Here is a 25,825-nt window from a genome sequence, read left to right on the forward strand (position 1 = left end):
GTAACTATGTAATATTTTTTACTATATTGATAGTTTATAGGTGTAAAATATGAGACATTTTGATAATTATTAGGTATAATAAAAATGTAGTTACGGAAAACCCGTATTTTCAAAAAGGAATCACTTATTTTTTTTGATGAAAAATGTAAGCATTTACAAATCCTTATTATGACAAAAATGGCAAAGTGACTTACAATTAAAAAGTTAAAAAAAGTCCCTCAATATCTGACCTTAAAAATCCGCACTATAATTTTTTATTGATTTTTAGGTACATAATCAGTTAATCTTACAAAATAGTGAACTTTTTTCACGGCAGTTTTCTAGCCCGTCACTAAAACTTTATTAAATGGCTCCAACCAAGCTTAATTAACTTCATTCAGAATAATCGAAAAATTCAATGTAGAGGCAAGATTCATTTAAAAAATTTTTAAATATATTCGTAACTACATTCATGAATAATATGGGTATTTAATTTATTGCGATGTATTGGAGAGAAGTAAGGAGAAAAGGAGAGATAGTTTATGGCAGTAACAAGAGGTCTTGAAGGAATAATTGCAACAACTTCTTCTATTAGCTCTATCATTGATGATTCATTATCCTATGTTGGTTATGATATTGATGTGTTGGCAGAGAACTCCAGTTTTGAAGAAGTAGTTTTTTTGCTGTGGAACAGAAGGTTGCCGACAGAAGCAGAATTGAATGAGTTAAAGCAAGAATTAGCAGACAATGCAGAGCTGCCTGCGCCGCTGCTTGAACAGCTGAAGCTAATGCCGCTTAATAACGTGCATCCAATGGCTGTTCTTCGTTCTGCAGTATCCCTTCTTGGTGTGTATGACAAGGATGCTGACTTTATGGATGAAAGCACAAACTACCAAAAGGCATTGCGATTACAAGCCAAAATCCCTACTATCGTTACAGCCTTTTCTAGATTAAGAAAAGGGCTTGATCCGATTGCACCTAGGAAAAATTTAAGCTTTGCAGCTAATTTTTTATATATGCTGACAGGGGAAGAACCTGAGAGCATTGCGGTAGAGGCATTTAATAAAGCATTAGTGCTTCATGCAGACCATGAGCTGAACGCCTCCACTTTTACAGCAAGGGTATGTGTGGCAACATTGTCTGATGTTTATTCAGGCATTACATCTGCTATAGGTGCATTAAAGGGACCATTGCACGGCGGTGCTAACGAAGCTGTTATGAAAATGCTGACAGAAATCGGCGGTGTCGATAATGTTGATGCATATATTTCTGGGAAAATGGAAAAGAAAGAGAAAATCATGGGCTTCGGTCACCGTGTTTACCGTAAAGGTGACCCTCGCGCTAAGCACTTGAAGGAAATGGCAAGCAAGCTGACAGAATTGACTGGACAATCAGAGCTTTTTGATATGAGCATAAAAATCGAAGAGCTGTTAAAGGAGAAGAAGAATCTTGTTCCTAATGTGGATTTCTTTTCTGCTTCTGTTTATCACAGCTTGGAAATCGATCATGATTTGTTCACGCCAATCTTTGCAGTTAGCAGGGTTTCCGGCTGGCTTGCCCATATTTTGGAGCAATACGAAAACAATCGCTTAATCAGACCAAGAGCTGATTATACAGGACCTGAAAGAGCGGTTTATATTCCTGTTCATGAACGCTAAGTTAAAGCGTCTATGATATACTAAATCTAGCATAGAACAAGCAGAGTCCAACCTTCCTTTTTTAAGGAATGGTGGGAAGACCGGCATACTTTGCCAAACACCCTTCTTAGACGAAGCCAATATGCTCGAGAACTTACTTTAGCCATTTCTGCAAAAGGAGGAAAGTTCCTTTTGCAGGAAATACTTTTTTAACGGAGGGATACATATGAAAGGTGAAAAAATTTCAGTAGTTGATGGTGTATTAAATGTACCAGCTAATCCAATCGTACCATTTATCGAAGGTGACGGAATCGGTCCTGACATCTGGGCTTCTGCTTCAAGAGTGCTTGATGCTGCCGTAGAAAAAGCATATAGCGGCGAGCGTAAGATTGTGTGGAAAGAAGTGTTAGCTGGAGAAAAAGCATTCAACGAAACAGGAGAATGGCTGCCATCTGAGACATTGGAAGAAATAAGAGAATACTTGATTGCTATAAAAGGTCCATTGACAACTCCTGTTGGCGGCGGTATTCGTTCATTGAACGTTGCACTTCGTCAAGAGCTTGATCTTTATGTATGTTTACGTCCTGTCAGATGGTTTGAAGGCGTGCCTTCTCCTATAAAACGTCCACAGGATACTGACATGGTTATCTTCCGTGAAAATACAGAGGATATTTATGCAGGAATCGAGTATGAAAAAGGTTCTGAAGGCGTGGCGAAATTATTGAAATTCCTTCAAGATGAAATGGGTGTTAACAAAATCAGATTCCCTGAAACTTCCGGTTTAGGAATCAAGCCAGTTTCTGAAGAAGGAACAAGCCGTTTAGTGCGAGCAGCCATCAATTATGCTATTAAAGAAGGCAGAAAGTCTGTGACTCTTGTACATAAAGGCAATATCATGAAATTCACTGAAGGTGCCTTCAAAAACTGGGGTTATGAATTAGCCGAGAAGGAATTCGGGGACAAGGTGTTCACATGGGCACAATATGACCGCATTCAAGAAGAGCAAGGCTCTGATGCTGCAAATAAAGCACAGGCAGAAGCTGAAGCTGCTGGGAAAATCATTGTGAAAGATTCTATTGCTGATATCTTCTTGCAACAAATTTTAACTCGCCCAACAGAGTTCGATGTAGTTGCTACAATGAACTTGAATGGAGACTATATTTCCGATGCACTTGCGGCTCAAGTAGGCGGAATCGGGATTGCTCCAGGAGCGAATATCAACTATGAAACAGGGCACGCTATTTTCGAAGCGACACATGGTACTGCACCGAAATATGCTGGTCAGGATAAAGTGAATCCTTCTTCCGTTCTTTTGTCAGGCGTCTTATTGCTTGAGCATTTAGGCTGGAATGAAGCGGCACAGTTAATCGTTGCTTCTGTTGAAAAGACAATCGCTTCAAAAGTGGTCACTTACGATTTCGCACGCCTAATGGACGGAGCGACAGAAGTGAAATGCTCTGAATTCGGTGATGAATTAATTAAAAATATGGACTAAAGATTTTTGTTTGTATGAGTTTGACTGGTGTTCCTTAGCAAGGAATCCTTGTTAATATTGTGCGGCTTAGTCTGTTTGAGGGAAGAGTGTGAGGGGCCTCTTCCCTCTTTTATTGGAGTTAATTAATGAAAAAGGAGGAAAAGCAAATGGGTTTACGTAAAAAAATTTCCATTATTGGCAGCGGGTTTACTGGAGCTACAACAGCATTTCTATTAGCGCAAAAGGAGCTTAGCGATATTGTGCTGCTTGATATTCCACAGATGGAGAATCCAACTAAGGGGAAAGCACTTGATATGTTTGAGGCAAGCCCTATTCAAGGATTTGATGCTAATATTAAAGGCACATCTGATTATAAGGATACAGAAGGATCTAATATTGTAGTTATCACTGCCGGAATTGCAAGAAAGCCGGGAATGAGCAGAGATGATTTAGTTCAGACAAATCAAAGTATCATGAAGTCGGTCACGAAGGAAGTAGTCAAATACTCTCCTGATTGCATTATTATTGTTCTTTCAAACCCAGTCGATGCTATGACTTACACTGTGTTCAAGGAATCAGGCTTTGCAAAAACAAGAGTAATTGGTCAATCAGGCGTGCTAGATACTGCTCGATTTAGAAGCTTTGTGGCAATGGAATTAAACCTTTCTGTTAAGGATATTACCGGTTTTGTTCTCGGTGGCCATGGCGATGATATGGTGCCTTTAATCCGCTACTCCTATGCTGGAGGTATACCGCTTGAGACATTAATACCGAAGCACCGCTTGGAAGAAATTATTGAAAGAACAAGAAATGGTGGTGCTGAAATTGTTAATCTTCTTGGAAATGGAAGCGCTTATTATGCACCTGCTGCTTCACTTGCTGACATGTGTGAAGCGATTATTAAAGACCAAAGAAGAGTATTGCCGGCGGTTGCTTATCTTGATGGGGAATATGGTTATTCGGATATTTACCTGGGTGTTCCGACGATTCTCGGGGGAAATGGCATTGAACAAGTGATTGAGCTTGAATTGACGGAGGCAGAAAAAACGGCATTAGACAAATCTGTACGTTCTGTGAAAAATGTACTAAAGGTTCTTACATAATATGTTGAAACTATGACCCATCGTTATGATGGGTCTTTTTTCGTATAAAAAGTACAGTTGTTATAATATATGTAGAAAGTAGGATGGATAGGAGAAGCTTAGCTTGTTGTTCATCACGTGCTGATTTATACTATAATAGATATGTAATATTTGGGGGACTTAGGGGAAACTTTTAAACTTGGAGGCACATAATGAAGAAGAAAGTTCTTGTAGTTGATGATGAGCAGTCTATCGTAACACTGCTAAAATATAACCTGCAGCAGGCGGGCTATGATGTAATTACGGCAATGGATGGAGAGGAAGGGCTTAACCTAGCCGTAACGTCGAATCCTGATGTCATCCTTCTTGATTTGATGCTTCCGAAAATGGATGGAATGGATGTATGTAAGAATCTACGGCAGCAAAGAATATTTACGCCGATTCTTATGCTGACAGCAAAGGACGATGAGTTTGATAAGGTGCTTGGGTTAGAGCTTGGTGCAGACGATTATATGACAAAACCATTCAGCCCAAGGGAAGTCATTGCCCGTATTAAAGCTGTTCTGAGAAGATCACAGCTGCAGTCGGAATCCTCTGAGCAAGAAAAGGAAGAGAAAGACACATTAAAAATCGGGGATCTTAAAGTCATGCCTAATCACTATGAAGCATATTTTAAGGACGAGCTTCTGGAACTGACTCCAAAAGAGTTCGAACTGCTTCTTTATTTGGCTAGAAACAAAGGTCGTGTGCTTACAAGAGATCAGCTCTTAAGTGCTGTTTGGAACTATGATTTTGTTGGGGATACAAGAATAGTAGATGTTCATATAAGCCATTTGCGCGAAAAGATGGAGCATAACACGAAAAAACCGATTTATATTAAAACAATCCGTGGATTAGGATATAAGCTAGAGGAACCAAAATAAATGATAACATTTAAATCCAGGCTGCTTGCCAGTTTGCTTTTGATCGTCGCCATTGTTTTTTTGGTGCTTGGTCTGTTTATTTATCAGCTTAATAAGTCTTCTTACATAAACTCATCTAACATCAGGCTGGAGAGGGAAAGCACCTTGCTTGCAGCAAAGATGGCCGAGCTTAACAGCATGGATGAAATAGATACAAATGAGATCAAGGAATACAGCGAGCTGCTTGATTTGCAAATAACGATAACTGATACAAAAGGAAAAATTCTCATTGATGAGGGCGATAAATCACATGAAGAATTTTTGGAAAGCATAAGTACTGTTGTCAGTAAAGTATCGAGCCAGCCACAAAACGAGTATACAGGTGGAGATACAGATTTCCATTATTACTGGAAAGAGTTGAACTTTAATGGTGAGAAGCAAGGCTATTTGTTTTTAGGTATTGATTTATCCTCACAAGAAGATGCCTATCAAAAGATGAATACATATGTCCTTGCAGCATTGCTTATCGCTTTTGTGCTAATTTTTGTAATTGGTTTGACACTAGTATTCCGTTATATGAGACCAATTGAATCAGCAGCAAAGGTGGCTGTCGATCTCGCAAAAGGAAATTATCATGCACGTACATATGAAGATAATATGGATGAAACAGGAATTCTGAGTTCCTCCTTAAATAAGCTGGCGAAAAACCTGCAGGAGATGGTCAAGGCTCAGGAAATTCAACAGGACCGTCTTGGTACGCTTATTGAGAACATTGGCAGTGGATTACTGTTAATAGACAGTAGAGGCTATATCAATCTTGTAAATAGAGCTTACAAGGATTTATTTATGGTTAATTCATCTGAATATTTGTACAAGCTTTATTATCACGTTATTGAGCATAGGGAAATATCTGATTTGGTCGAGGAAATTTTCATGACAGAGCATAAGGTCGTTAAGCAATTGCAGCTTAATATCCACTTTGAGAAAAAAAGTTTTCAAGTGTATGGTGTGCCGATTATCGGTACAAATGATATGTGGATGGGAATTTTGCTTGTATTTCATGACATTACAGAGCTAAAAAAACTCGAACAAATCAGGAAGGACTTTGTTGCAAATGTGTCCCATGAACTGAAGACACCTATTACCTCTATAAAAGGGTTTTCGGAAACGCTGTTAGATGGAGCAATGGATAATAAAGAGGCGTTGGTTGAGTTTCTACAAATTATCTTAAAAGAAAGTGACAGACTGCAATCGCTCATTCAGGATTTGCTTGATTTGACAAAGCTGGAGCAGCACAATTTTTCATTGGTGAAAGAACCTATTAATATTGTGGATATCTTAGAAGAGGTCCGCAAGCTGCTTTCGAATAAAGCAGAGGCTAAAGGAATACAGCTTGAATTTGAACGGCTTGGTAACGAGGTTTGGATGGAAGGGGACAGAGCCCGACTTATTCAGGTGTTTATGAATTTAATATCAAACGCCATTTCTTACACAGTAAACGGAGGTACAGTTACGGTTTCTGTTGAGGAAAAAGAAAAAAATATTTCCGTGTCAGTTGCAGATACTGGTATAGGGATTGAAAGAGGAGAAATTCCAAGGATTTTTGAGCGTTTTTACAGGGTGGATAAGGCGCGAAGCAGAAATTCTGGTGGAACTGGCCTTGGACTTGCCATCGTGAAGCATCTTGTGGAACTCCATAAAGGAGTTATAAAGGTAGACAGCGAGGTAGGTAAAGGAACAGTTTTTACCATTTTATTGCATAAAAGATTCCCATATTAATTGTACAAGTTTACATTACTTTTACATAGGGTTTGCAAAGCGTTTACAAGGGTTTGCTACAATACTAGTGAAGACCCCCCTTATCCATTAGGTTAAGAGTGAAGCCGAAAGCCACCCCGCTTTCGGCTTCTTACATTTATATGAGAAAAGATAGAGATTAATTTGAAGAAAACGATTATTGAAGATTGTCCTAATATATACATAGTAAAATTTAATATGACTTTCGTCCTCGCGCTTTTTAGCGGGCAGGTATGGATTAGCCTTCTCGGTTGCGCCTGTTTGGTCCATTCCCCTTAGTATTCAAGGAGCCTTCGCTCTATTCCACTAAAATGTTTAATTATCGTAATTAATTAAACCGAAAGACACCACAACAAGAAAAAAACGAACGATATACTATTCGCCCTTAAGGATGGTATAAATTTTGTCTTATTCCTTTTTTGTTTTTTTTTAAGTCCCAAACCCATTTCTTTCAGCTCTTTAACAAGGGCAATTTCTTACATTCTATAATTACTCATGGTAAAATATAAAGGATTAGACCATAATAGTACTACTTATTTTGCTGTTAAAGCCACAAGGCTGATATAGAGGGAAATTATGAATGGAGGAAATAAAATTTGAAGAAAAAACTGATCCTAATTGACGGGAACAGCATCGCATACAGAGCATTTTTTGCCTTGCCGCTGCTGAACAATGACAAAGGTGTACATACAAATGCTGTTTACGGATTTACAATGATGCTCATGAAAATATTAGAAGACGAAAAGCCGACACATTTGCTCGTTGCTTTTGATGCAGGCAAAACAACGTTCCGCCATAAAACATTCAGTGAGTATAAGGGTGGCCGGCAGAAGACACCGCCTGAACTATCAGAACAATTTCCATATATAAGAGAATTATTGCAGTCATATGGAATTAAACATTATGAGCTTGAAAACTATGAAGCGGATGATATTATCGGAACACTTTCTCTGCAAGGAGAAAAAGATGGGTATGAGGTTATTGTCATTTCAGGAGACAAGGACTTGACACAGCTTAGCTCGGATAAAACGACTGTTTACATTACAAGAAAAGGGATTACAGATATCGAATCATATACACCGGAGCATATTCAAGAGAAATACGGCTTGACTCCTGATCGAATCATCGACATGAAAGGGCTTATGGGAGATGCATCTGATAATATCCCAGGAGTTCCGGGAGTCGGAGAAAAAACGGCCATTAAGCTTCTGAAGGAATTCGAAACACTAGAAAACCTGTTGGTATCCATCGACAAGGTCAGTGGGAAGAAGCTAAAAGAAAAGCTGGAAGAATTTAAGGACCAAGCATTAATGAGCAAGGAGCTTGCCACCATAACAAGAGAGGCACCGCTAACTGTTGGTTTGGGTGAATTAGAATTTCCAGGTATGAACGAAGAAAAGCTGCGCCCATTTTTCAAAGAGCTTGGCTTTAATTCTCTTTTGGACAAGCTCGGAGATGCACCTGTTGAAGAAGAAGAAGAACTCGAAGCGATTGAATATGAGCCAGTGAAGGAAATTACGAAGGAGATTTTTGCAGATAAAAATACCCTTTATGTTGAAGTGCTTGAGGACAATTACCACTATGCACCTATAATCGGTATCTCGTTAGTTAATGAGAACGGCGCATTTTATTTGCCTATTGAAGCAGCTCTCGAATCCGAAGCATTTAAGGAATGGGCAGAAGATGAAACAAAGCAGAAGACTGTATATGATGCGAAAAGGTCAGAGGTTGCCCTCCGTCATAAAGGAATCCATTTGAAGGGAATCACATTTGATTGTTTGATTGCAGCATATCTTGCAGATCCGTCCGCATCGATTGACGACGTAGCATCTGTTGCAAAAAAATACGGCTTTACGAACATTCAATCAGACGAAGTATTTTATGGAAAAGGAGCAAAACGCAAGGTGCCTGAGGAGGAAATGCTAGCAGATCATCTTGTTCGCAAAACGTTTGCTCTTGCGGCTATTCAGGAAAAAATGGAGGAAGAGCTTAAAGCAAATGGACAAGAGGAGCTGTTCCATCAACTTGAAATGCCGCTTAGCCTTGTGCTTGCAGATATGGAATCAACAGGAGTTCAGGTTGATGTGGAGCGCCTGCAAAAAATGGGTGCAGAAATCAATGATAGGCTAAAGAGTATTGAAAATCGCATCTACGATTTGGCAGGAGAAACATTTAACATTAATTCACCTAAGCAATTAGGCGTTATTTTGTTTGAAAAGCTTGGACTGCCTGTAGTTAAAAAAACGAAGACTGGTTACTCCACTTCTGCTGATGTATTAGAGCAGTTGGCAAGCTCCCATGATGTTATTAAGGAGATTCTTGAATTCAGACAGCTTGGCAAGCTTCAATCAACTTATATTGAAGGTCTTCAAAAAGTAGTTCACGATAACAAGATTCATACACGCTTTAATCAGGTGCTGACACAAACAGGACGTTTGAGCTCCATTGATCCTAACTTGCAAAACATTCCAATCAGATTAGAGGAAGGCAGAAAAATTAGACAAGCTTTTGTTCCTTCTGAAAAGGATTGGATCATATTCGCGGCAGATTACAGTCAAATTGAGCTTCGTGTGCTTGCACATATTGCAAATGATGAAAAGCTAATTGAAGCATTCAGAGAAGATCATGATATTCATACGGAAACGGCCATGTCTGTATTCCATGTCGAAGCAGATGAAGTTACATCCAATATGAGAAGACATGCTAAAGCGGTCAACTTCGGAATTGTTTACGGTATAAGCGATTACGGCTTATCCCAAAGCTTGAATATAACGAGGAAGGAAGCTGGGAAATTTATTGAAAGATATTTGGAAAGCTATCCTGGCGTTAAGACATATATGGACGAAATAGTGGCAGATGCTAAACAGCAAGGCTATGTCTCCACATTGCTTCATAGAAGAAGATATTTGCCTGATATTACAAGCAGAAACTTTAACTTACGCAGTTTCGCTGAGCGGACAGCAATGAACACTCCGATACAAGGAAGTGCGGCAGACATCATTAAAAAAGCAATGATTGAAATGGCGAACCGCCTTGAAACAGAAGGCTTACAAGCGAAGCTGCTTCTTCAAGTGCATGATGAATTGATTTTTGAAGCTCCAAAAGATGAAATTGAAAAGCTGAAGGAAATTGTGCCTGATGTGATGGAAAACGCCGTGGAATTAAGTGTACCGCTGAAGGTAGATTATTCGTATGGCGATACATGGTTTGATGCTAAGTAATAGAAAAGAGGAAATAAAGTGCCTGAATTACCAGAAGTAGAAACGGTCAGACGTACTCTTAAAGAGCTCACACACAAAAAGGTCATTAAAGAAGTAGTTGTTTCGTGGGCGAAGATGATAAAAAGACCGGAAAATGTCGAAGAATTTTCTGATGCTCTTGTTGGTCAAAGAATAGAAGATATTAAGCGGAGAGGTAAGTTTCTTCTTATTGAAACGAGTGATTTTACAATCGTTTCCCATTTGCGGATGGAAGGAAGATATGGTTTATTTTCCAAGGATGATCCTGTAGATAAACATACCCATGTGATTTTTTATTTTGAAGACGGCACAGAGCTGCGTTATAAGGATGTCCGGAAATTTGGAACGATGCATCTGTTTAAAAAAGGGGAGGAGCATCAAACATTGCCTCTTTCCCAGCTTGGACCAGAGCCTTTCGATTCGTCCTTTACAATTGGAAACTTCAAGGAAAGATTGGCGAAAACGACAAGAAGTATTAAAACCGCTTTGCTGGATCAAAAGATTGTCGTTGGATTAGGTAATATTTATGTTGACGAAGCATTGTTTCGCAGCGGTATCCATCCTGAAAGAATCGCAAATACGATTAATGAAAATGAAGCTGACACGCTATATAGAGAAATTATTGCGACACTTTCAGAGGCTGTTGAAAAAGGTGGAAGCACTATACGCTCTTATGTCAATACACAAGGACAGATCGGAATGTTCCAGCTTGAATTATTCGTGTATGGGCGGAAAGGCGAAGCCTGCAAAAACTGCGGGACCGAATTAGAAAGAATTATTGTTGGAGGCAGAGGGACTGTATTTTGTCCACACTGCCAGAAATAAGCTTTATATATTGGATTAACATTGGATGGGCTCCTTCCATATAGTATATTACTATCCGTTAGGAAGGAGCTTTTTTACGATGTCACAAATACTTTCTCTTTTCCTCTTAGCCTTGGCTGTCAGCATTGATAATTTTAGTGTCGGATTCACTTATGGCTTGCGAAAGATGAAGATTCCCTTTAAATCGATCTTCATCATCGCCTGCTGCTCAGGACTGACACTTTTAGTTTCCATGCTGGTGGGGCATGTGATTGCACAAGTATTCTCTTCTGATTTTGCCGAAAGTATTGGCGGCGGTATTCTCATTATTTTAGGATTATGGATATTGTATCAATTTTTTCAGCCGGATAAAGAAAAAGAGATTATCACAAAAGAAAAAAATTTGGTGAATTTCGAAATAAAATCGTTGGGAATCGTTATTAATATTTTAAAGAAACCAATGTCAGCGGATTTTGACAATTCTGGAACGATTACAGGAGTTGAAGCGATTGTCCTTGGCTTTGCCCTTTCATTAGATGCGTTTGGGGCAGGAATTGGGGCTTCCATGCTTGGGTACTCCCCGCTCTTTTTGACGATTGCAGTCATTGTTATGAGCACGTCCTTTGTATCGTTAGGTATGGTTGGAGGCGTGCTCCTTTCTAAAAAAAGCTATATGGAGAAATTTTCGTTTATTCCAGGTATCATCTTAATCATCATAGGCATATTTAAGCTTTAGACATAGTTTTAAAGAAACCATTGACCAAAGGCAGGAAAAAGCAAATGACTTTAATTATAGGCTTAACAGGCGGCATTGCAAGCGGGAAAAGCACCATTTCTAATTATTTGAGATCTCTCGGCTTAACGATTATAGATGCAGACGTGGAAGCGCGTTTGGCTGTTGAAAAAGGGGAGCCTGGGTACAGTAAAATTGTGGAGCATTTTGGCACTATGATTTTGCTGGAGGATGGAGGCCTGAATCGAGCAAAGCTTGGCGAAATAGTGTTTCGCGATGAAAAGCAAAGAGCTGTGCTGAATGGTATCGTCCATCCAGAGGTGAGAAACAGGATGAACAAAAAGCAAAATGAAGCCATCGCAAAAGGGCATATGGCAGTCATTTTGGATATCCCTTTACTGTTTGAAAACAAGCTGGACAGCACTGTCGACAAGACAATCCTTGTCTATGTTGATACAGAGACTCAAATAAACCGTTTGATGGGCAGGAACAAATTGTCTCTTGAGCAAGCGAAATTAAGAATCGAAGCACAAATGCCTTTGCAGGAGAAAAAAGCGCTGGCAGACAAGATAATCGACAATAATGGAACAGTCGAAGCCTCTAAAGACCAGGCGCTTAAGATACTTCAGGACTGGAAGGTCCTTTAAAATGTGCTGCCTCATCGATTCGATGGGGCAGTTTTTTAGGAAGAAATTTTTGCGTTTTTCATTGTTTCATCAAGAAATGGACATAATAAGGCTACATAAGTGAATTAATTTATTCTATCACTTGTACAAACTAGCACTTTTCTATAAGATATTATTAATGGGAATCAATACATTGCGAACAATGAATTCGGAGCTGATATAGATGAGATGTCCTTCATGTCAACATAATAATAACCGTGTTCTTGATTCACGACCTGTTGATGACAGCCGCTCTATTCGCAGGAGAAGAGAATGCGAGGAGTGCGGTTACCGCTTTACTACTTTCGAAAAAGTAGAAGAAATACCGTTGATCGTTGTGAAAAAGGAAGGTACCCGTGAAGAATTCAGTCGTGATAAAATCCTGCGTGGTCTTATAAGGGCTTGTGAAAAAAGACCAGTTGCCTTAAAGCAACTCGAGGAAATAACGGCTGAAATCGAAAAGGAACTTAGAAGCAACGCCGTTTCGGAGATTAATAGTGAAGATATCGGTGAAATGGTCATGGATCGATTGGCGAAAGTAGACGAGGTGGCATATGTCCGCTTTGCATCTGTTTATCGTCAATTTAAAGATATAAATGTTTTTATAGAAGAACTGAAAGAGCTGATTAAAAAGGGGTAAAACAGCGGTGTTTTTGTGCTGTTATTAGAAATGCAGATGCATTCAACAAATGTTAAAATAAAAGGAGCTGAAGGATTCTTTGGCTCTTTTTTGACTTGTATAATCGCTAAAAAATCATGCATTACAGCTAAGTCGAGCAATAATAGCAAAGGAGTGACTTAGTTTATGTCACAGCATTGGCAGGACTTGCTTCCAATAGATAGATATCAAGTTTCGACAAACGGACTGATAAGTGAGTATGATCGCAAGGTAATTACCTTTTTATATCAGCCGCTTATCGGTTCCGCCTGTTTTGGATTATATATGACGTTATGGGGTGAGGTGGAGGAAAACAGACTTTGGTCTGCTGACCATTCGCATCACAGCCTGATGAATTTTATGGATTGTGGCTTAAAAGAAATTTATCAGGCACGATGTAAGCTTGAGGGAATCGGGCTGCTTAAAACGTATATGAAAAAAGAAGGGGAAAACCGCTCGTTCATCTATGAATTACAGCCGCCATTGACACCAGAGCAATTCTTTCTTGACGGCATACTTAATGTTTACCTTTACCGAAAAATAGGAAAAGCACAATATAATCGGCTGAAGAAATTCTTTGCTGAAGAGCGCAAAGCAGATGTGAAAGAGTTTAGACAAGTTACGAAGGCGTTCCAGGATGTGTTTATGTCAGATCATTCAAGTGTTGTCCGCTCCACCTATGAGTTAGAAGGCGAAGAAGCACTTGAACAAGATGTTGTGTTGATTGGCAAAAAAGAACAGACGAACATGAAAATTGAAAATGCCGATTTTGATTTTGACCTGCTTCTTGCAGGACTGAACGAATCATTCCTGTCTAAAAAGGCGTTGACAACCAAAGTGAAAGAAGCCATTCAGACATTATCTTTCTTGTATGGAATTAATCCGATTGAAATGAAAAATATTGTGATGAGTGCGATAAATCCTAACGAGGAAATTGATCTGGAGGAGCTGCGCATAGCGGCAAGAGACTGGTATCAATTCCAACATGCCGGCAAGCTGCCGTTATTAGTAGACAGGACACAGCCACTACAGCTTCAGTCACAAATAGAGACACCGAAAACAAAAGAAGAGGAGCTTCTTTATTATTTAGACACTACTTCACCAAGGCAGCTATTAAGAGATATAGGAGGCGGAGCAGAGCCGTCGAAGGCTGATCTCCAAATAATAGAAGAAGTTATGTTTGCCCAGAAGCTCCCTTCTGGCGTTATTAATGTACTAATTCAATATGTTATGCTTAAGACAGATATGAAGCTGACGAAGGGCTATGTGGAGAAAATTGCAGGACAATGGGTAAGAAAAAGGATTCAAACAGTCAAGGATGCCATGGATTTAGCTAAAAAGGAACATCAGCAGTATCTTGATTGGGCAAATGGCAAAAATACGCCGAGCTCTAATAAAGGTTCGAAAAAAGTCATCCGTAAGGAGAAAATTCCAGAATGGTTTGGACAGGACAAGCCGTCTAATACTGGTGAAAGTAAGCTAGATGAGGCAAATGCCGATGATGTGAATAATGACTTCCTTAAAGAGTTAGAAGAGGAAATAAAAAACTTAAGAAAATAGGTGGTGAGTAGTATGGAAAGCATTAACGATACACTTCGCAAGCTTGGCGCAAACGGTGGATTTCAAGAACGGTATAAAGCGATGAAGGAACAGGTGCTTAACCATCCAGATGTGAAAACCTTCCTTCGAGAAAATGAGGAGGAAATCAATCCGCGTATGCTAGAAACAGGCATGATGAAGCTGTATGAATACGCAAACCAGAGTAAAGAGTGTCAAAAATGTCCGAGCCTTGGTCAGTGCATCAATATGATGCAAGGATATCATCCGAAATTGGTGATCAACAGGGGAGCGATTGACATTCAATACGATGTCTGCCCTCGCAAAATGATGGATGACAGCCAAAAGAAAAAGGAAAAACTTATACGGAGCCTGCATGTGCCGAAGGATATCCTGAAGGCTTCCTTCAATACTTTGGACATTGGCCAGGACCGTGCGCAAGCGGTGAGAGCAGCGATAAATTTCGTGAAGCAATACGAGCCAGGTCAAAGGCAAAAGGGCTTGTATTTCTTTGGTGAATTTGGTGTGGGAAAATCATATATGCTTGGAGCGATTGCAAATGAGCTGTCGCAAATGCAGGTTTCCTCGATGATTGTTTATGTGCCGGAATTATTCAGGGAAATGAAAAGCTCTATTGCCGACAATACATTGAATGACAAGATTGAGAGTATTAAAAGAGAGCCTGTTCTTATGCTTGATGATATTGGTGCTGAAACCATGTCAAGCTGGATAAGGGATGAAGTTCTTGGACCGATTCTTCAATTCAGAATGCTGGAAAATTTACCGACATTGTTCAGCTCCAACTTTGATTTTAATGGTTTAGAATACCATCTCACATACTCGCAGCGTGGCGAAGAGGAAAAAATGAAGGCGATGCGGGTAATGGAAAGAATTAGATATTTGGCAGAGCCAATTCATATAAAAGGTGAAAATAAAAGAAAATGATGTTATCTAGGGCAGCCCTATTATTGGGCTGTCTTTTTATTTGCGAAGATTCCTGTCGTGACTTCTATTTTTTGGTGTATCCCCATATACATGCTAACAAGGATTTTTTTCATAAAGGGGGGTTACGATTGATTGAAGTCATTTTTCAGAAAAAAGGCGATGGCGAAAAATTGCTAAGACTAATCAATCTTAAATATAAACATACAGACTGGGCTATTAGCTCCATTCAAGAAGAGCATGAGTTTCGCTTAAAGTTCAGTTGGGAAACTGGGCAAAACAGTTTGTTTATGCAAACTTTGAAAATGGTATTAGCAGAGTTTATTCTTCATTACAAATCAGAAGAATGGGCAAGGCAAGTATTGCTTGACAGGTATTACTATGAAGATGAAGCAGAGCAGCGCCTTATACTTGAAATCTTGCACAGCCTGCTTGAGAAGGAAAGAAGAGACCTTGCAAGCCTTCTTGGCAAAATCCATTTGCATGAATGTCTTGATAAGGCGCTTGGTGATTTGTTAAAGGATAATTTCTCTTTCTCCTTCGACAGCTTTGTTACCTTTAGGTTGCAGAATTACACACAAAAGCTGAACAGCTATGTCGAAATTTCTATTGATGAATATAAAATGGAACAGGAATATCAAGTCTTTATTCATACTTTACGGGACTTCTTGGGAAATCGCAGCCCAAAAATCCAGGCGATACATGTGCTTGTAGATTTAGAAATTCAGTTCTACGATTCGGAATACAGGGAATTGTCTCAACAAGACTTAATGAAAATACTGGACAGAAAGATGTTCACATACCAATCTGTTTATATAGATCCATTTTCAATTGGACCGCTGCTTTCTCTCGCCCCGAAAAATATTTATTTGTATACAGAAGACAGAGAGCAGCCAATCGTTCGCACAATCATGAATATTTTTGAAGAGCGGGTCAATATTATGGAGAAAGATGCGTTCTTCCATGGGACACCACATACTTTCTAATTGCTTTTTTAAAAATATTGTTGGCTACTTGCTTTTATGGTCCATAAAGCATATAATAACGTACATAAAATACCTATATCGAATACATGTTATGATAAGGACAATAGTTTTCTTATACGGTTTTAAGAGAGGGAAGCAAATGCTGGGAGCTTCCTAACACGATGAGGAATGCTTACCACCTTTAAACTTTAGCCAGGAACAGGGCATGCCCCTTACTATTGACTAACGGAGGCAGCCGTTATCTGTTTTTCTAAAGCCGTTTTTTACCTTACCTTTGAAAGGGAAAAAGCGGGAATTAGGGTGGAACCACGTGATTATTTCATATAAACTCGTCCCTTTCTACAGGGACGGGTTTTTTTGCGTTTTGGTCCTTTAGCATGAAGAGATAAACAAGCATTTAAGGAGGAAATAGTTATGTCAGAAATGATAAAAATTACATTTCCGGATGGAGCGGTTAAGGAGTTTTCTGCAGGTACAACTACAGAAGAAATTGCCGGATCAATTAGTCCTGGATTAAAGAAAAAAGCCCTTGCAGGTAAAGTAAATGGTGAATTATTTGACTTAAGAAGACCTATTGATGAAGATGCTTCTTTTGAAATCATTACACCTGAAAGAGAAGAGGCATTGGAAATTCTTCGCCACAGTACTGCTCACTTAATGGCACAAGCTATTAAAAGGCTGCATGGAAATGTAAAGCTTGGAGTAGGTCCTGTTATTGAAGGCGGTTTTTACTATGATATTGATTTGGAGAAATCACTTACTCCAGAAGATCTGCCAATAATTGAAAAGGAAATGGCAAAAATCATCAATGAAAACTTGGAAATCATTCGTAAAGAAGTAAGCCGTGATGATGCGGTTAAGCTATTTACGGAGATGGATGATGAATACAAGCTTGAGCTGATTGAAGCAATTCCGGCAAATGAGACAGTAACATTATATGAGCAAGGCGAATTTATTGACCTGTGCCGCGGTGTGCATGTGCCTTCTACAGGTAAATTGAAGGAATTCAAACTATTGAATATTGCAGGAGCATACTGGAGAGGTAATAGTGACAATAAAATGCTGCAGCGTATTTATGGAACTGCCTTCTTCAAAAAAGCAGATCTTAATGAGCATCTTCGTTTATTGGAAGAAGCAAAAGAAAGAGATCACCGTAAAATCGGTAAAGAGCTTGATTTGTTTATGACATCTCAAAAAGTCGGACAAGGTCTTCCATTGTGGCTGCCAAAAGGTGCAACAGTCAGACGAATTTTGGAAAGATACATTGTTGATAAAGAAGAAAGATTAGGCTATCAGCATGTATACACACCAATCATGGGTAGTGTTGATCTTTACAAGACTTCTGGTCACTGGGATCATTACCAAGAGGATATGTTCCCTGTAATGGACATGGACAATGAGCAGCTTGTTCTTCGTCCGATGAACTGTCCGCACCATATGGTTGTGTACAAAAATGACATTCATAGCTACAGAGAGCTTCCAATTCGTATTGCAGAGCTTGGAACAATGCACCGCTACGAAATGTCTGGTGCCCTATCTGGACTTCAGCGTGTTCGCGGGATGACTTTAAATGACGCTCATATCTTTGTTCGTCCTGATCAAATTAAGGATGAGTTCAAACGTGTTGTTAACCTTGTGCTGGATGTTTACAAGGACTTTAACCTGACAGATTATTCATTCCGTTTGTCTTACCGTGATCCGCAAGATACAGAGAAATATTTCGATGATGATGACATGTGGAACAAAGCACAAAGCATGCTGAAAGAGGCAATGGATGACCTTGGCTTAGATTACTACGAAGCTGAAGGAGAAGCAGCATTCTATGGTCCAAAGCTTGATGTTCAAGTTAAAACTGCCCTTGGCAAAGATGAAACTTTGTCTACTGTTCAGCTTGACTTCTTATTGCCGGAGCGCTTTGATCTGACATATGTTGGCGAAGACGGCAAGCAACACCGTCCTGTTGTTATCCACAGAGGTGTTGTATCAACAATGGAAAGATTCATCGCCTTCTTGATTGAAGAATATAAAGGTGCGTTCCCAACATGGCTGGCACCTGTTCAAGTCCAAGTGATTCCGGTATCACCATCTGTTCATTTTGATTATGCGAAAAAGGTACAAGAGCAGCTTCAAAATCAAGGGTTCCGTGTAGAGCTTGATGAGCGGGACGAGAAAATAGGCTACAAAATTAGAGAAGCACAAATGCAAAAAATCCCTTACATGCTTGTTGTGGGTGATAAAGAAGTGGAAGAGAATGCTGTCAATGTGCGTAAATACGGAGAGCAAAAGTCCGAAACAATTCCTTTCGACGCCTTCCTTCAAGGCCTTTTGGCTGAAGTAAAAAGATAAAAACTCCTTCCAAAATACGGAGTTAGATCGAAAAAACAGGAAATTATGCAAAAGGTATTGCAATAACGTAAGAATTTTGATAAAATTTTTTTCGTAGTGATAATTCTTTCGTTGACTTATCCATTTCGACTGTGATATAGTTACTAAGGTAAATTGAATATAAAGTTTGAGGAAAAGAAGAAGCACCCGCTTCTCACCTGATTGACGCGAATTCCAAGTAGTTAACAGGTATTACGTAAACAATTTAGGTCTTACTATGGTTATCGTAAGTGTGGGTGATTTTTGAATCATCCACACTTTTTATTTTGGATGCAAATCCAAATGTGCGATTTCAACTGGGGAGTCAAGTGTCAATTGGTACTTAGCACTGAAAAAGGATCGCGAAGCTTTTCTTGTTAAGTTCTTGACCCGAACGTTGTATTCGTCAATTAACCTTGGAGGTGTTTAACTATTAGCAAAGATATGATTTTAAATGAAGGTATTCGTGCTAGAGAAGTTCGTCTTATTGACCAAAACGGTGAACAGCTTGGCATTAAAACGAAGTTTGAAGCTCTAGAAATTGCAACACGTGTAAATCTTGATGTAGTTCTTGTTGCTCCAAACGCTAAACCACCAGTAGCTCGTATCATGGACTACGGTAAATATAAGTTTGAACAGCAAAAGAAAGATAAAGAAGCACGTAAAAATCAAAAAATCATTAATATCAAAGAGGTTCGCCTTAGTCCGACTATTGATGAGCATGACTTTAATACAAAGCTTCGCAATGCAATCAAGTTCTTGGAAAAAGGCGATAAAGTTAAGGCATCCATCCGTTTTAAAGGACGTGCCATTACACATAAAGAAATTGGTCAACGTGTACTAGTTCGCTTTGCAGAAGCTTGTACAGAAGTTGCCACAGTGGAATCACACCCGAAAATGGACGGCCGAAGCATGTTCATGACTTTAGCGCCTAAAAACGACAAGTAAACGAGGAGGAATACGAAATGCCAAAAATGAAAACTCACCGTGGAGCAGCTAAGCGTTTCAAAAAGACTGGCTCTGGTAAACTAAAACGTTCACATGCTTACACAAGCCATTTATTCGCTAACAAATCTACAAAACAAAAACGTAAGCTTCGTAAAGGTGCTATTGTATCTTCAGGAGATTACAAACGCATCCGTAATTTATTAGTAAACATTAAGTAATTTTTCCAAATAGGAGGGAAATAATATGCCACGTGTTAAAGGCGGTACAGTTACACGCAAACGTCGTAAAAAAGTTCTTAAATTAGCTAAAGGTTATTTCGGTTCAAAACATACATTATACAAAGTTGCTAACCAACAAGTTATGAAATCCCTAATGTATGCATACCGCGATCGTCGTCAGAAAAAACGCGACTTCCGCAAACTTTGGATTGCTCGTATCAACGCAGCTGCACGCATCAACGGTCTTTCTTACAGCCGTTTAATGCACGGTTTGAAAGTTGCTGGTATCGAAGTAAACCGCAAAATGCTTGCTGAGCTTGCTGTAAGCGACGAAAAAGCATTTGCTGAATTAGCAACTGTAGCAAAACAAAACATTAAATAAGCTTTTTAAGCTTAAAACAAGAAGGCATATATAATGCCTTCTTTTTGTTTTATAGAAAAAAGATTAGGAGGAAGAAAATGACTATCCCAATCATTTGTATATATTGGCTTCTTATTAATCTGCTCGGATATTTTGTTATGAAAATAGATAAGGATCGGGCTAGAAGGCATGCTTATCGGATCAGCGAAAACCAATTATGGACTGTCGCCTTTTTGTTCGGAGCTTTAGGCATGACGCTTGGAATGAAGCAATTTCGCCATAAAACGAAGCATACAGCCTTTAAAGTTGGCCTTCCAATGCTAGCAATAGTGGAGACGATTGCACTTCTATATATATTAAATGAATTAGCATAAATTCGAAGGTTTGGCTATACACTTAAGTAACAGCATGATTCTCACAAACTGAAGGTGATAGAATGGAAGATCAATTATCCATGCTTTTTGTTATGGTAGAAATAGGCGGGGTCCTTGCACCGATAGCGTTTATTCTCTTCCATACATTAAGGCAAGTATTGTTCATCCCGCCAATGCTAGTTTGTATAGCCGGTGGAGTGCTTTTTGGTGTAACATTCGGAACCATCTATTCGGTCATAGGTCTGACAATAAACTGTCTATTTTTCTATATTGTCATTCATCGAATGCCTAAAACTCATCAAAAGCTAAGTGTTTTGAAGAAAAGGTGGTTCGGTGAATACCGCAATCTTACAACAGGCCAAGTAGCTGTTTTGAGGCTAATCCCTTTTATCCATTATCATCTCTTAAACTTTTGCCTTCTGGAGCGGACAAAAACTTTTAAAAATTATTTAAAATCCTCTTTTGTCACAAATATACCGCTCGCCTTTTTTTATACTATTTTTGGGCAGTTTATCAGCCAATTTTCACCGACGATGATTATTGTTATTCTATTTGCATTAGCTGTATTAGTGTATATTTTGCGAGAAAAAATGACCATTATTAAATGGCATGAGTTTTTTAAAGAGGATAAGCAAGAAAAAAAAGCTAAACACTCCGTTTAGCTTTTTGTTTTTTATTAGGATTTTTTCCAGTCTATTTTTGAATTAGGATAAACAGCTTTTAACGATTCCTCCAAAAAGCGGACATCAGCATCCATAAGCTTCGTGTCATAAGGTTCAGTCGGCCATAATAAAATCCTGCTTACCGTTTTATTGTCGATTGGGTGTACATATTTCTCCCCTTCAAATAAAAAGCCTTTATATGTGACAAGGAGATTCATTCGGACATTTTTCCGGTCATCAATCAGATAAAACCTATTGCCTCTTTTAGCAAATTCAAGCCTTCGTACAGGGCTTGCAGCAAATGAAATGATACGATAAACAATAAAGATGATAAGAGCCAATAACAGCAAACGCAAGAGCAACATCATAAATAAAGCCTCCAAATTTTTTGATAAAACTTTAGCTAATTCTATACGTGTAAAAACAAATAAGGTTTCAACTTTTAGAAAATATTTTTTTAAAAATACAAAAGAGACTTTTAAATCAGCGAATTTAAAGCATAATATTAATGATTACATCACTATCTCAGCATAATACTAGGAAGATTTTTAATTTATTAGTATAATAAGAATGATTTGAATGATTAATATTAAGGGAGTCGAAGTAAAATGAAGCTAGATGAAACATTATCAATGCTGAAAGATTTAACAGACGCTAAAGGCATACCAGGCAATGAAAGAGAACCAAGAGAAGTTATGAAAAAATACATATCACCATATGCGGATGAAGTGACGACAGATAATTTAGGCAGTCTTATTGCCAAAAAAACAGGTAAAGAAGACGGTCCGAAAATCATGGTGGCTGGCCACTTAGATGAAGTGGGCTTTATGATCACAAGAATTGACGATAAAGGATTTCTATACTTTCAGACAGTTGGAGGCTGGTGGTCACAAGTAATGCTGGCACAGCGTGTTACGATTGTAACAAGCAAGGGAGATATCACTGGTGTTATCGGTTCAAAACCGCCGCATATTCTGTCTCCAGAAGCCCGTAAAAAGCCAGTTGAAATTAAAGATATGTTTATCGATATCGGTGCTGCTTCAAAAGAAGAAGCAAATGAATGGGGAGTTAAGCCTGGAGATATGGTCGTACCATATTTTGAGTTCACTGTTATGAACAACGAAAAAATGCTGCTTGCTAAAGCATGGGATAACCGTATTGGCTGTGCGATTGCCATTGATGTCCTTAAAGGCTTAAAGGGCACTGAACATCCTAATACTGTTTATGGTGTCGGAACAGTTCAGGAAGAGGTCGGCTTGCGTGGTGCAAGAACAGCTGCTCAGAAAATTCAGCCTGACATTGCATTCGGCGTGGATGTAGGTATCGCTGGTGATACACCTGGCGTCACAGAAAAAGAAGCGTTAAGTAAAATGGGTAAAGGCCCGCAAATTATTTTGTATGATGCTAGCATGGTTTCTCATAAAGGCTTAAGAGACTTAGTGACAGATACAGCAGATGCTCAAAATATACCGTATCAATTCGACAGTGTACCTGGCGGCGGAACAGATTCTGGTGCCATCCACTTAACACATAACGGTGTACCAGCATTGTCCATTACAATTGCAACACGCTATATCCACTCACATGCAGCAATGCTTCATCGTGATGATTACGAAAATGCAGTTAAGCTTATTATCGAGGTTATTAAAAAGCTCGACAGTGAGACAGTGAAAGAACTGACATTTAAATAATTGATAAAGAGACCAGAAAAAGTAAACTGGTCTCTTTTTTTATTTAGTGAATGATAAGCAAAAACAAAAACGGTTTGCCCAATGACAGGACAAACCGTTTATTTTAACTTAAATCAATTGGCGGCGGTGGTGGCGGAGTATTGTTTAATATTGCCGCTTTTCGTGCCTTTAGGAATCGATTGATGTTCAAAACAATTGTTTTTGCTACAGCATATGTTGGAACTGCTAGTATCATTCCAAGTATACCTGCTAAGTTCCCTGCGACAAGCAACAGAACAATAATAGTAGCAGGATGGGTATCTAGCCTTTTACCTAAAATAAGTGGTGAAAGGATATTACCTTCGATTTGCTGAGCAATCGTAATGACGAGAATTACTAAAAGTGCCTGTGTCGGTGAAGTGAATAATGCGATAATAACAGCAGGCGCTCCGCCGATAAGTGGTCCAACATATGGGATAATGTTAGTAACAGCAACAATCAGTGCCATTACTAAAGCATAATCGAGACCAATAATCCAGTAACCAATTAAAGCAAGTGTACCAACAAATAGGGCAACCATAACTTGTCCCTGAATATAAGCAGCTAAAGTTTCGCCAGTATCTTTTAGAATTTTTGTAGCTTCCTTGCGATAAGAAACAGGGAAAAACTTCGATAATGCAGAAGGAAACTTACTGCCGTCCTTGAAGCTGTAAAAGAGCAAGAAAGGAACAGTAACAATTGTTATCGTAATGTTTGTCATTGTACTGATAATGGCACTGATGCTGTTTGTTATGCTGCTTGGAATTGTTTGAGCATAGTCATTCAGCTTCTCGGTAATGTCGCCCATTGTGACATATTCCTGATTAAGGAGCCATTTGTATTGCTTTGTATCATTTAAAGTATTAAAGAATTTAATAGCTTGATCCGCATAGTTTGGAATATTGCTGAAAAGCTCTGTGATCTGCTTGCTGATTAGCGGAATGACACTGCCGACCGCTAAAATAATTAATCCTATTACTACTACATAAATAATAATAATAGCTAATGTTTTCGGCACTTTATATTTTTGCAAAAAAGTTACGATCGGGTTGAGCAGGAAATACAAAAAGCCTGTGATGATTATGGGGAAAAACAAAGTAGTGAACAATACAGCTACAGGCTGGAATAAAAAAGATATTTTTGTGCAAACATAGATGATTGCTACAATCAACAATACTTGCAAAAGCCAATAATGGAACTTCTTTTTCGTCAAGTTATCTTCACCTTTTTTCTTTAATTATTACATTGCATCTATGTAAAAATATATGTAACGTAGTATAGCATAAAAATCTATTAGAATTATACCCTGATATACCAAGATTATAACATTACAAATGGATGCTAATAAGGAAATACGATTGACTAATAAATAAGTTTCATAATTAAGTAAGAAAAATTTTCAAAAAAAATAGGAGGAATACCTTCTCCTCCTAAACGGTCATAACAGTTAATACGTTTTAAGTGTAGAAATCCTTGTTTTGGCTGAAAAGCCAAGTTGCTAAATATCTTTATCTTAAGTGTGGGAGAACTAAATCCCCCAGATTTATTTTAATCCAGTTTCTAGTGTCTGCAGCATTTCTGTTTTATCTTGATCGGAAGAATTTTGCCAGATTACTTCAAACAGCACACCAAGACCTGGCAGCATTTTCTCTTCGCCATTTTGGATAGCGTCAACAATTGTTGCTTTTAACTCGTCCTGTGAATTACCTGATACGTTATGGATAATCGCGTTTCGTAAGTTTAAACTCATGGATAGCACTCCTTTTTCCTATTATAAGAAAGCCCACACTATATCATTTCTCATTTGACGTTTATTATGTATATTCTTTACGCTATAATAAAAAAATAGGAAACAATGGTTAGTTTAAGTGAGGAGACATGCAATTTGAAACATATACTTTCTGCGAAAAACCCTCAAGTGAAAGAGTGGAAAAAATGCCTGACTAAAAAAGAAAGAGACAAAACAGGGACCTTTCTTGTCGAAGGATTTCATTTAGTGGAAGAGGCTCTTAAAGCAAATGCGATAAAGCAATTGATTATTTCTGAGGAAATAGAAATGCCTGCTTGGGATTACAGCGATATTCCCGTTACAATCGTAACCCAAGAAATTATTTTACAGCTAACTGACACAGAAACACCGCAAGGGATTGTGGCTCTGTGTGAACAATATAAAGATGAACAAGCACTACTAACAGGTAGGTCCTTTATTGCCCTCGATCAGGTGCAGGATCCAGGGAATCTTGGGACAATAATTCGAACAGCAGATGCTGCAGGAATTGATGCAGTAATCGTTGGGGACGGCACTGTCGATATATACAATCCAAAAGTAGTCCGCTCTGCACAAGGAAGCCATTTTCACCTGCCAATCATTAAGCAGAACCTGCCGCAATTCATAGAAGGCTTGAAGGAAAAGGGAGTTTCTGTTTATGGAACAAGCTTGGAAAACGGCGTTAATTACCGCGAAGTATCCCCTGCAGCATCCTTTTGCTTGATTGTCGGCAATGAAGGTAACGGGGTAAGTAAAGAGGTGCTGTCAGCAACCGATAAAAATTTATATATTCCGATTCATGGTAAAAGTGAATCATTGAATGTGGCCGTTGCTGCAGGAATTTTAATGTATCATTTCGTTTGAGTCTTGACTAAATATAAAATGGGTTTGAAATGCGCTTTAAAATATACTATAATAATGGCAAATTGCATGATGAATAAACGTTGATGGAGAAAAGTAGTTTAT

General features: G+C 38.7%; 24 protein-coding genes and 2 other annotated features (1 of these 26 only partly in view). Of the genes, 21 read left to right on the plus strand and 3 right to left on the minus strand.

The window, feature by feature from the left end:
- Window positions 1–521 precede the first annotated feature (521 nt).
- The 19 genes from citZ (at window position 522) to CEQ21_RS17940 (ending at window position 21,382) form a co-directional block, all read left to right on the plus strand.
- Complete coding sequence (citZ, locus tag CEQ21_RS17850; protein WP_185765679.1) at window positions 522–1,637, plus strand: citrate synthase; 1,116 nt, start codon at window positions 522–524, stop codon at window positions 1,635–1,637.
- 205 nt (window positions 1,638–1,842) lie between these two features.
- A complete protein-coding gene (gene icd, locus CEQ21_RS17855) occupies window positions 1,843–3,111 on the plus strand; it encodes an NADP-dependent isocitrate dehydrogenase (RefSeq protein WP_185765680.1) in 1,269 nt (422 codons plus the stop codon).
- 146 nt (window positions 3,112–3,257) lie between these two features.
- The gene (gene mdh, locus CEQ21_RS17860) at window positions 3,258–4,193 is read left to right on the plus strand and encodes a malate dehydrogenase (protein WP_185765681.1); all 936 of its coding nucleotides are present in this window, start codon (window positions 3,258–3,260) and stop codon (window positions 4,191–4,193) included.
- A 191-nt stretch (window positions 4,194–4,384) separates the two neighbouring features.
- Window positions 4,385–5,095 (plus strand): response regulator transcription factor, encoded by a 711-nt coding sequence (locus CEQ21_RS17865; RefSeq protein ID WP_185765682.1) that lies wholly within the window; start codon window positions 4,385–4,387, stop codon window positions 5,093–5,095.
- The gene (gene pnpS, locus CEQ21_RS17870; RefSeq protein ID WP_185765683.1) at window positions 5,096–6,853 is read left to right on the plus strand and encodes a two-component system histidine kinase PnpS; all 1,758 of its coding nucleotides are present in this window, start codon (window positions 5,096–5,098) and stop codon (window positions 6,851–6,853) included.
- Window positions 6,854–7,467: 614 nt separating this feature from the next.
- Window positions 7,468–10,092 (plus strand): DNA polymerase I, encoded by a 2,625-nt coding sequence (polA, locus tag CEQ21_RS17875; RefSeq protein WP_185765684.1) that lies wholly within the window; start codon window positions 7,468–7,470, stop codon window positions 10,090–10,092.
- A gap of 18 nt (window positions 10,093–10,110) precedes the next feature.
- The gene (gene mutM / locus CEQ21_RS17880; protein WP_185765685.1) at window positions 10,111–10,935 is read left to right on the plus strand and encodes a DNA-formamidopyrimidine glycosylase; all 825 of its coding nucleotides are present in this window, start codon (window positions 10,111–10,113) and stop codon (window positions 10,933–10,935) included.
- 79 nt (window positions 10,936–11,014) lie between these two features.
- Entirely contained in the window at window positions 11,015–11,650 is a 636-nt protein-coding gene (gene ytaF / locus CEQ21_RS17885) for a sporulation membrane protein YtaF (RefSeq protein ID WP_185765686.1), read from the plus strand.
- A gap of 44 nt (window positions 11,651–11,694) precedes the next feature.
- Window positions 11,695–12,294 (plus strand): dephospho-CoA kinase, encoded by a 600-nt coding sequence (gene coaE, locus CEQ21_RS17890; RefSeq protein ID WP_185765687.1) that lies wholly within the window; start codon window positions 11,695–11,697, stop codon window positions 12,292–12,294.
- Window positions 12,295–12,496: 202 nt separating this feature from the next.
- Entirely contained in the window at window positions 12,497–12,952 is a 456-nt protein-coding gene (nrdR, locus tag CEQ21_RS17895; protein WP_127737077.1) for a transcriptional regulator NrdR, read from the plus strand.
- 165 nt (window positions 12,953–13,117) lie between these two features.
- On the plus strand, window positions 13,118–14,530 hold the full coding sequence (locus CEQ21_RS17900; RefSeq protein WP_185765688.1) for a replication initiation and membrane attachment family protein: 1,413 nt from the start codon (window positions 13,118–13,120) through the stop codon (window positions 14,528–14,530).
- 12 nt (window positions 14,531–14,542) lie between these two features.
- Window positions 14,543–15,472 (plus strand): primosomal protein DnaI, encoded by a 930-nt coding sequence (gene dnaI, locus CEQ21_RS17905; RefSeq protein WP_185765689.1) that lies wholly within the window; start codon window positions 14,543–14,545, stop codon window positions 15,470–15,472.
- Between the two features lie 128 nt (window positions 15,473–15,600).
- Complete coding sequence (locus CEQ21_RS17910) at window positions 15,601–16,455, plus strand: putative sporulation protein YtxC (protein ID WP_185765690.1); 855 nt, start codon at window positions 15,601–15,603, stop codon at window positions 16,453–16,455.
- 414 nt (window positions 16,456–16,869) lie between these two features.
- The gene (thrS, locus tag CEQ21_RS17915) at window positions 16,870–18,801 is read left to right on the plus strand and encodes a threonine--tRNA ligase (protein ID WP_185765691.1); all 1,932 of its coding nucleotides are present in this window, start codon (window positions 16,870–16,872) and stop codon (window positions 18,799–18,801) included.
- A gap of 168 nt (window positions 18,802–18,969) precedes the next feature.
- Window positions 18,970–19,110 (plus strand) — a sequence feature (ribosomal protein L20 leader region).
- 153 nt (window positions 19,111–19,263) lie between these two features.
- Window positions 19,264–19,767 (plus strand): translation initiation factor IF-3, encoded by a 504-nt coding sequence (infC, locus tag CEQ21_RS17920; RefSeq protein WP_127737087.1) that lies wholly within the window; start codon window positions 19,264–19,266, stop codon window positions 19,765–19,767.
- A 17-nt stretch (window positions 19,768–19,784) separates the two neighbouring features.
- A complete protein-coding gene (gene rpmI / locus CEQ21_RS17925; RefSeq protein ID WP_127737089.1) occupies window positions 19,785–19,985 on the plus strand; it encodes a 50S ribosomal protein L35 in 201 nt (66 codons plus the stop codon).
- Between the two features lie 25 nt (window positions 19,986–20,010).
- Window positions 20,011–20,367, plus strand: coding sequence for a 50S ribosomal protein L20 (gene rplT, locus CEQ21_RS17930; RefSeq protein ID WP_185765692.1), 357 nt, complete (start codon window positions 20,011–20,013; stop codon window positions 20,365–20,367).
- A gap of 77 nt (window positions 20,368–20,444) precedes the next feature.
- Window positions 20,445–20,720, plus strand: a complete 276-nt coding sequence (locus CEQ21_RS17935) for a DUF1294 domain-containing protein (RefSeq protein ID WP_185765693.1) — start codon at window positions 20,445–20,447, stop codon at window positions 20,718–20,720.
- Window positions 20,721–20,782: 62 nt separating this feature from the next.
- Window positions 20,783–21,382: a TVP38/TMEM64 family protein gene (locus tag CEQ21_RS17940; RefSeq protein WP_185765694.1), complete on the plus strand. Its 600-nt coding sequence runs from the start codon at window positions 20,783–20,785 to the stop codon at window positions 21,380–21,382.
- A 14-nt stretch (window positions 21,383–21,396) separates the two neighbouring features.
- Here the strand turns inward: CEQ21_RS17940 and CEQ21_RS17945 are convergent, their stop codons facing one another.
- Complete coding sequence (locus CEQ21_RS17945; protein ID WP_185765695.1) at window positions 21,397–21,750, minus strand: sigma-w pathway protein ysdB; 354 nt, start codon at window positions 21,748–21,750, stop codon at window positions 21,397–21,399.
- A 240-nt stretch (window positions 21,751–21,990) separates the two neighbouring features.
- On the opposite strand from CEQ21_RS17945, the gene CEQ21_RS17950 reads away from it, so the two are divergent.
- Window positions 21,991–23,073 carry a M42 family metallopeptidase gene (locus CEQ21_RS17950; protein WP_185765696.1) on the plus strand — a complete coding sequence of 361 codons (1,083 nt, stop codon included), beginning with the start codon at window positions 21,991–21,993 and terminating at the stop codon, window positions 23,071–23,073.
- A 103-nt stretch (window positions 23,074–23,176) separates the two neighbouring features.
- Here the strand turns inward: CEQ21_RS17950 and CEQ21_RS17955 are convergent, their stop codons facing one another.
- Together CEQ21_RS17955 and sspI are read right to left on the minus strand one after the other, a co-directional pair.
- Window positions 23,177–24,304 (minus strand): AI-2E family transporter, encoded by a 1,128-nt coding sequence (locus tag CEQ21_RS17955; protein WP_185765697.1) that lies wholly within the window; start codon window positions 24,302–24,304, stop codon window positions 23,177–23,179.
- A gap of 330 nt (window positions 24,305–24,634) precedes the next feature.
- Window positions 24,635–24,841, minus strand: coding sequence for a small acid-soluble spore protein SspI (gene sspI / locus CEQ21_RS17960; protein ID WP_127737103.1), 207 nt, complete (start codon window positions 24,839–24,841; stop codon window positions 24,635–24,637).
- A gap of 135 nt (window positions 24,842–24,976) precedes the next feature.
- On the opposite strand from sspI, the gene CEQ21_RS17965 reads away from it, so the two are divergent.
- Window positions 24,977–25,723, plus strand: a complete 747-nt coding sequence (locus tag CEQ21_RS17965; RefSeq protein WP_185765698.1) for a TrmH family RNA methyltransferase — start codon at window positions 24,977–24,979, stop codon at window positions 25,721–25,723.
- 71 nt (window positions 25,724–25,794) lie between these two features.
- Window positions 25,795–25,825 (plus strand) — a binding site (T-box leader); it runs 218 nt beyond the window's last position.

It is taken from the genome of Niallia circulans, assembly GCF_007273535.1.
Taxonomy (GTDB): domain Bacteria; phylum Bacillota; class Bacilli; order Bacillales; family Cytobacillaceae; genus Niallia; species Niallia circulans_B.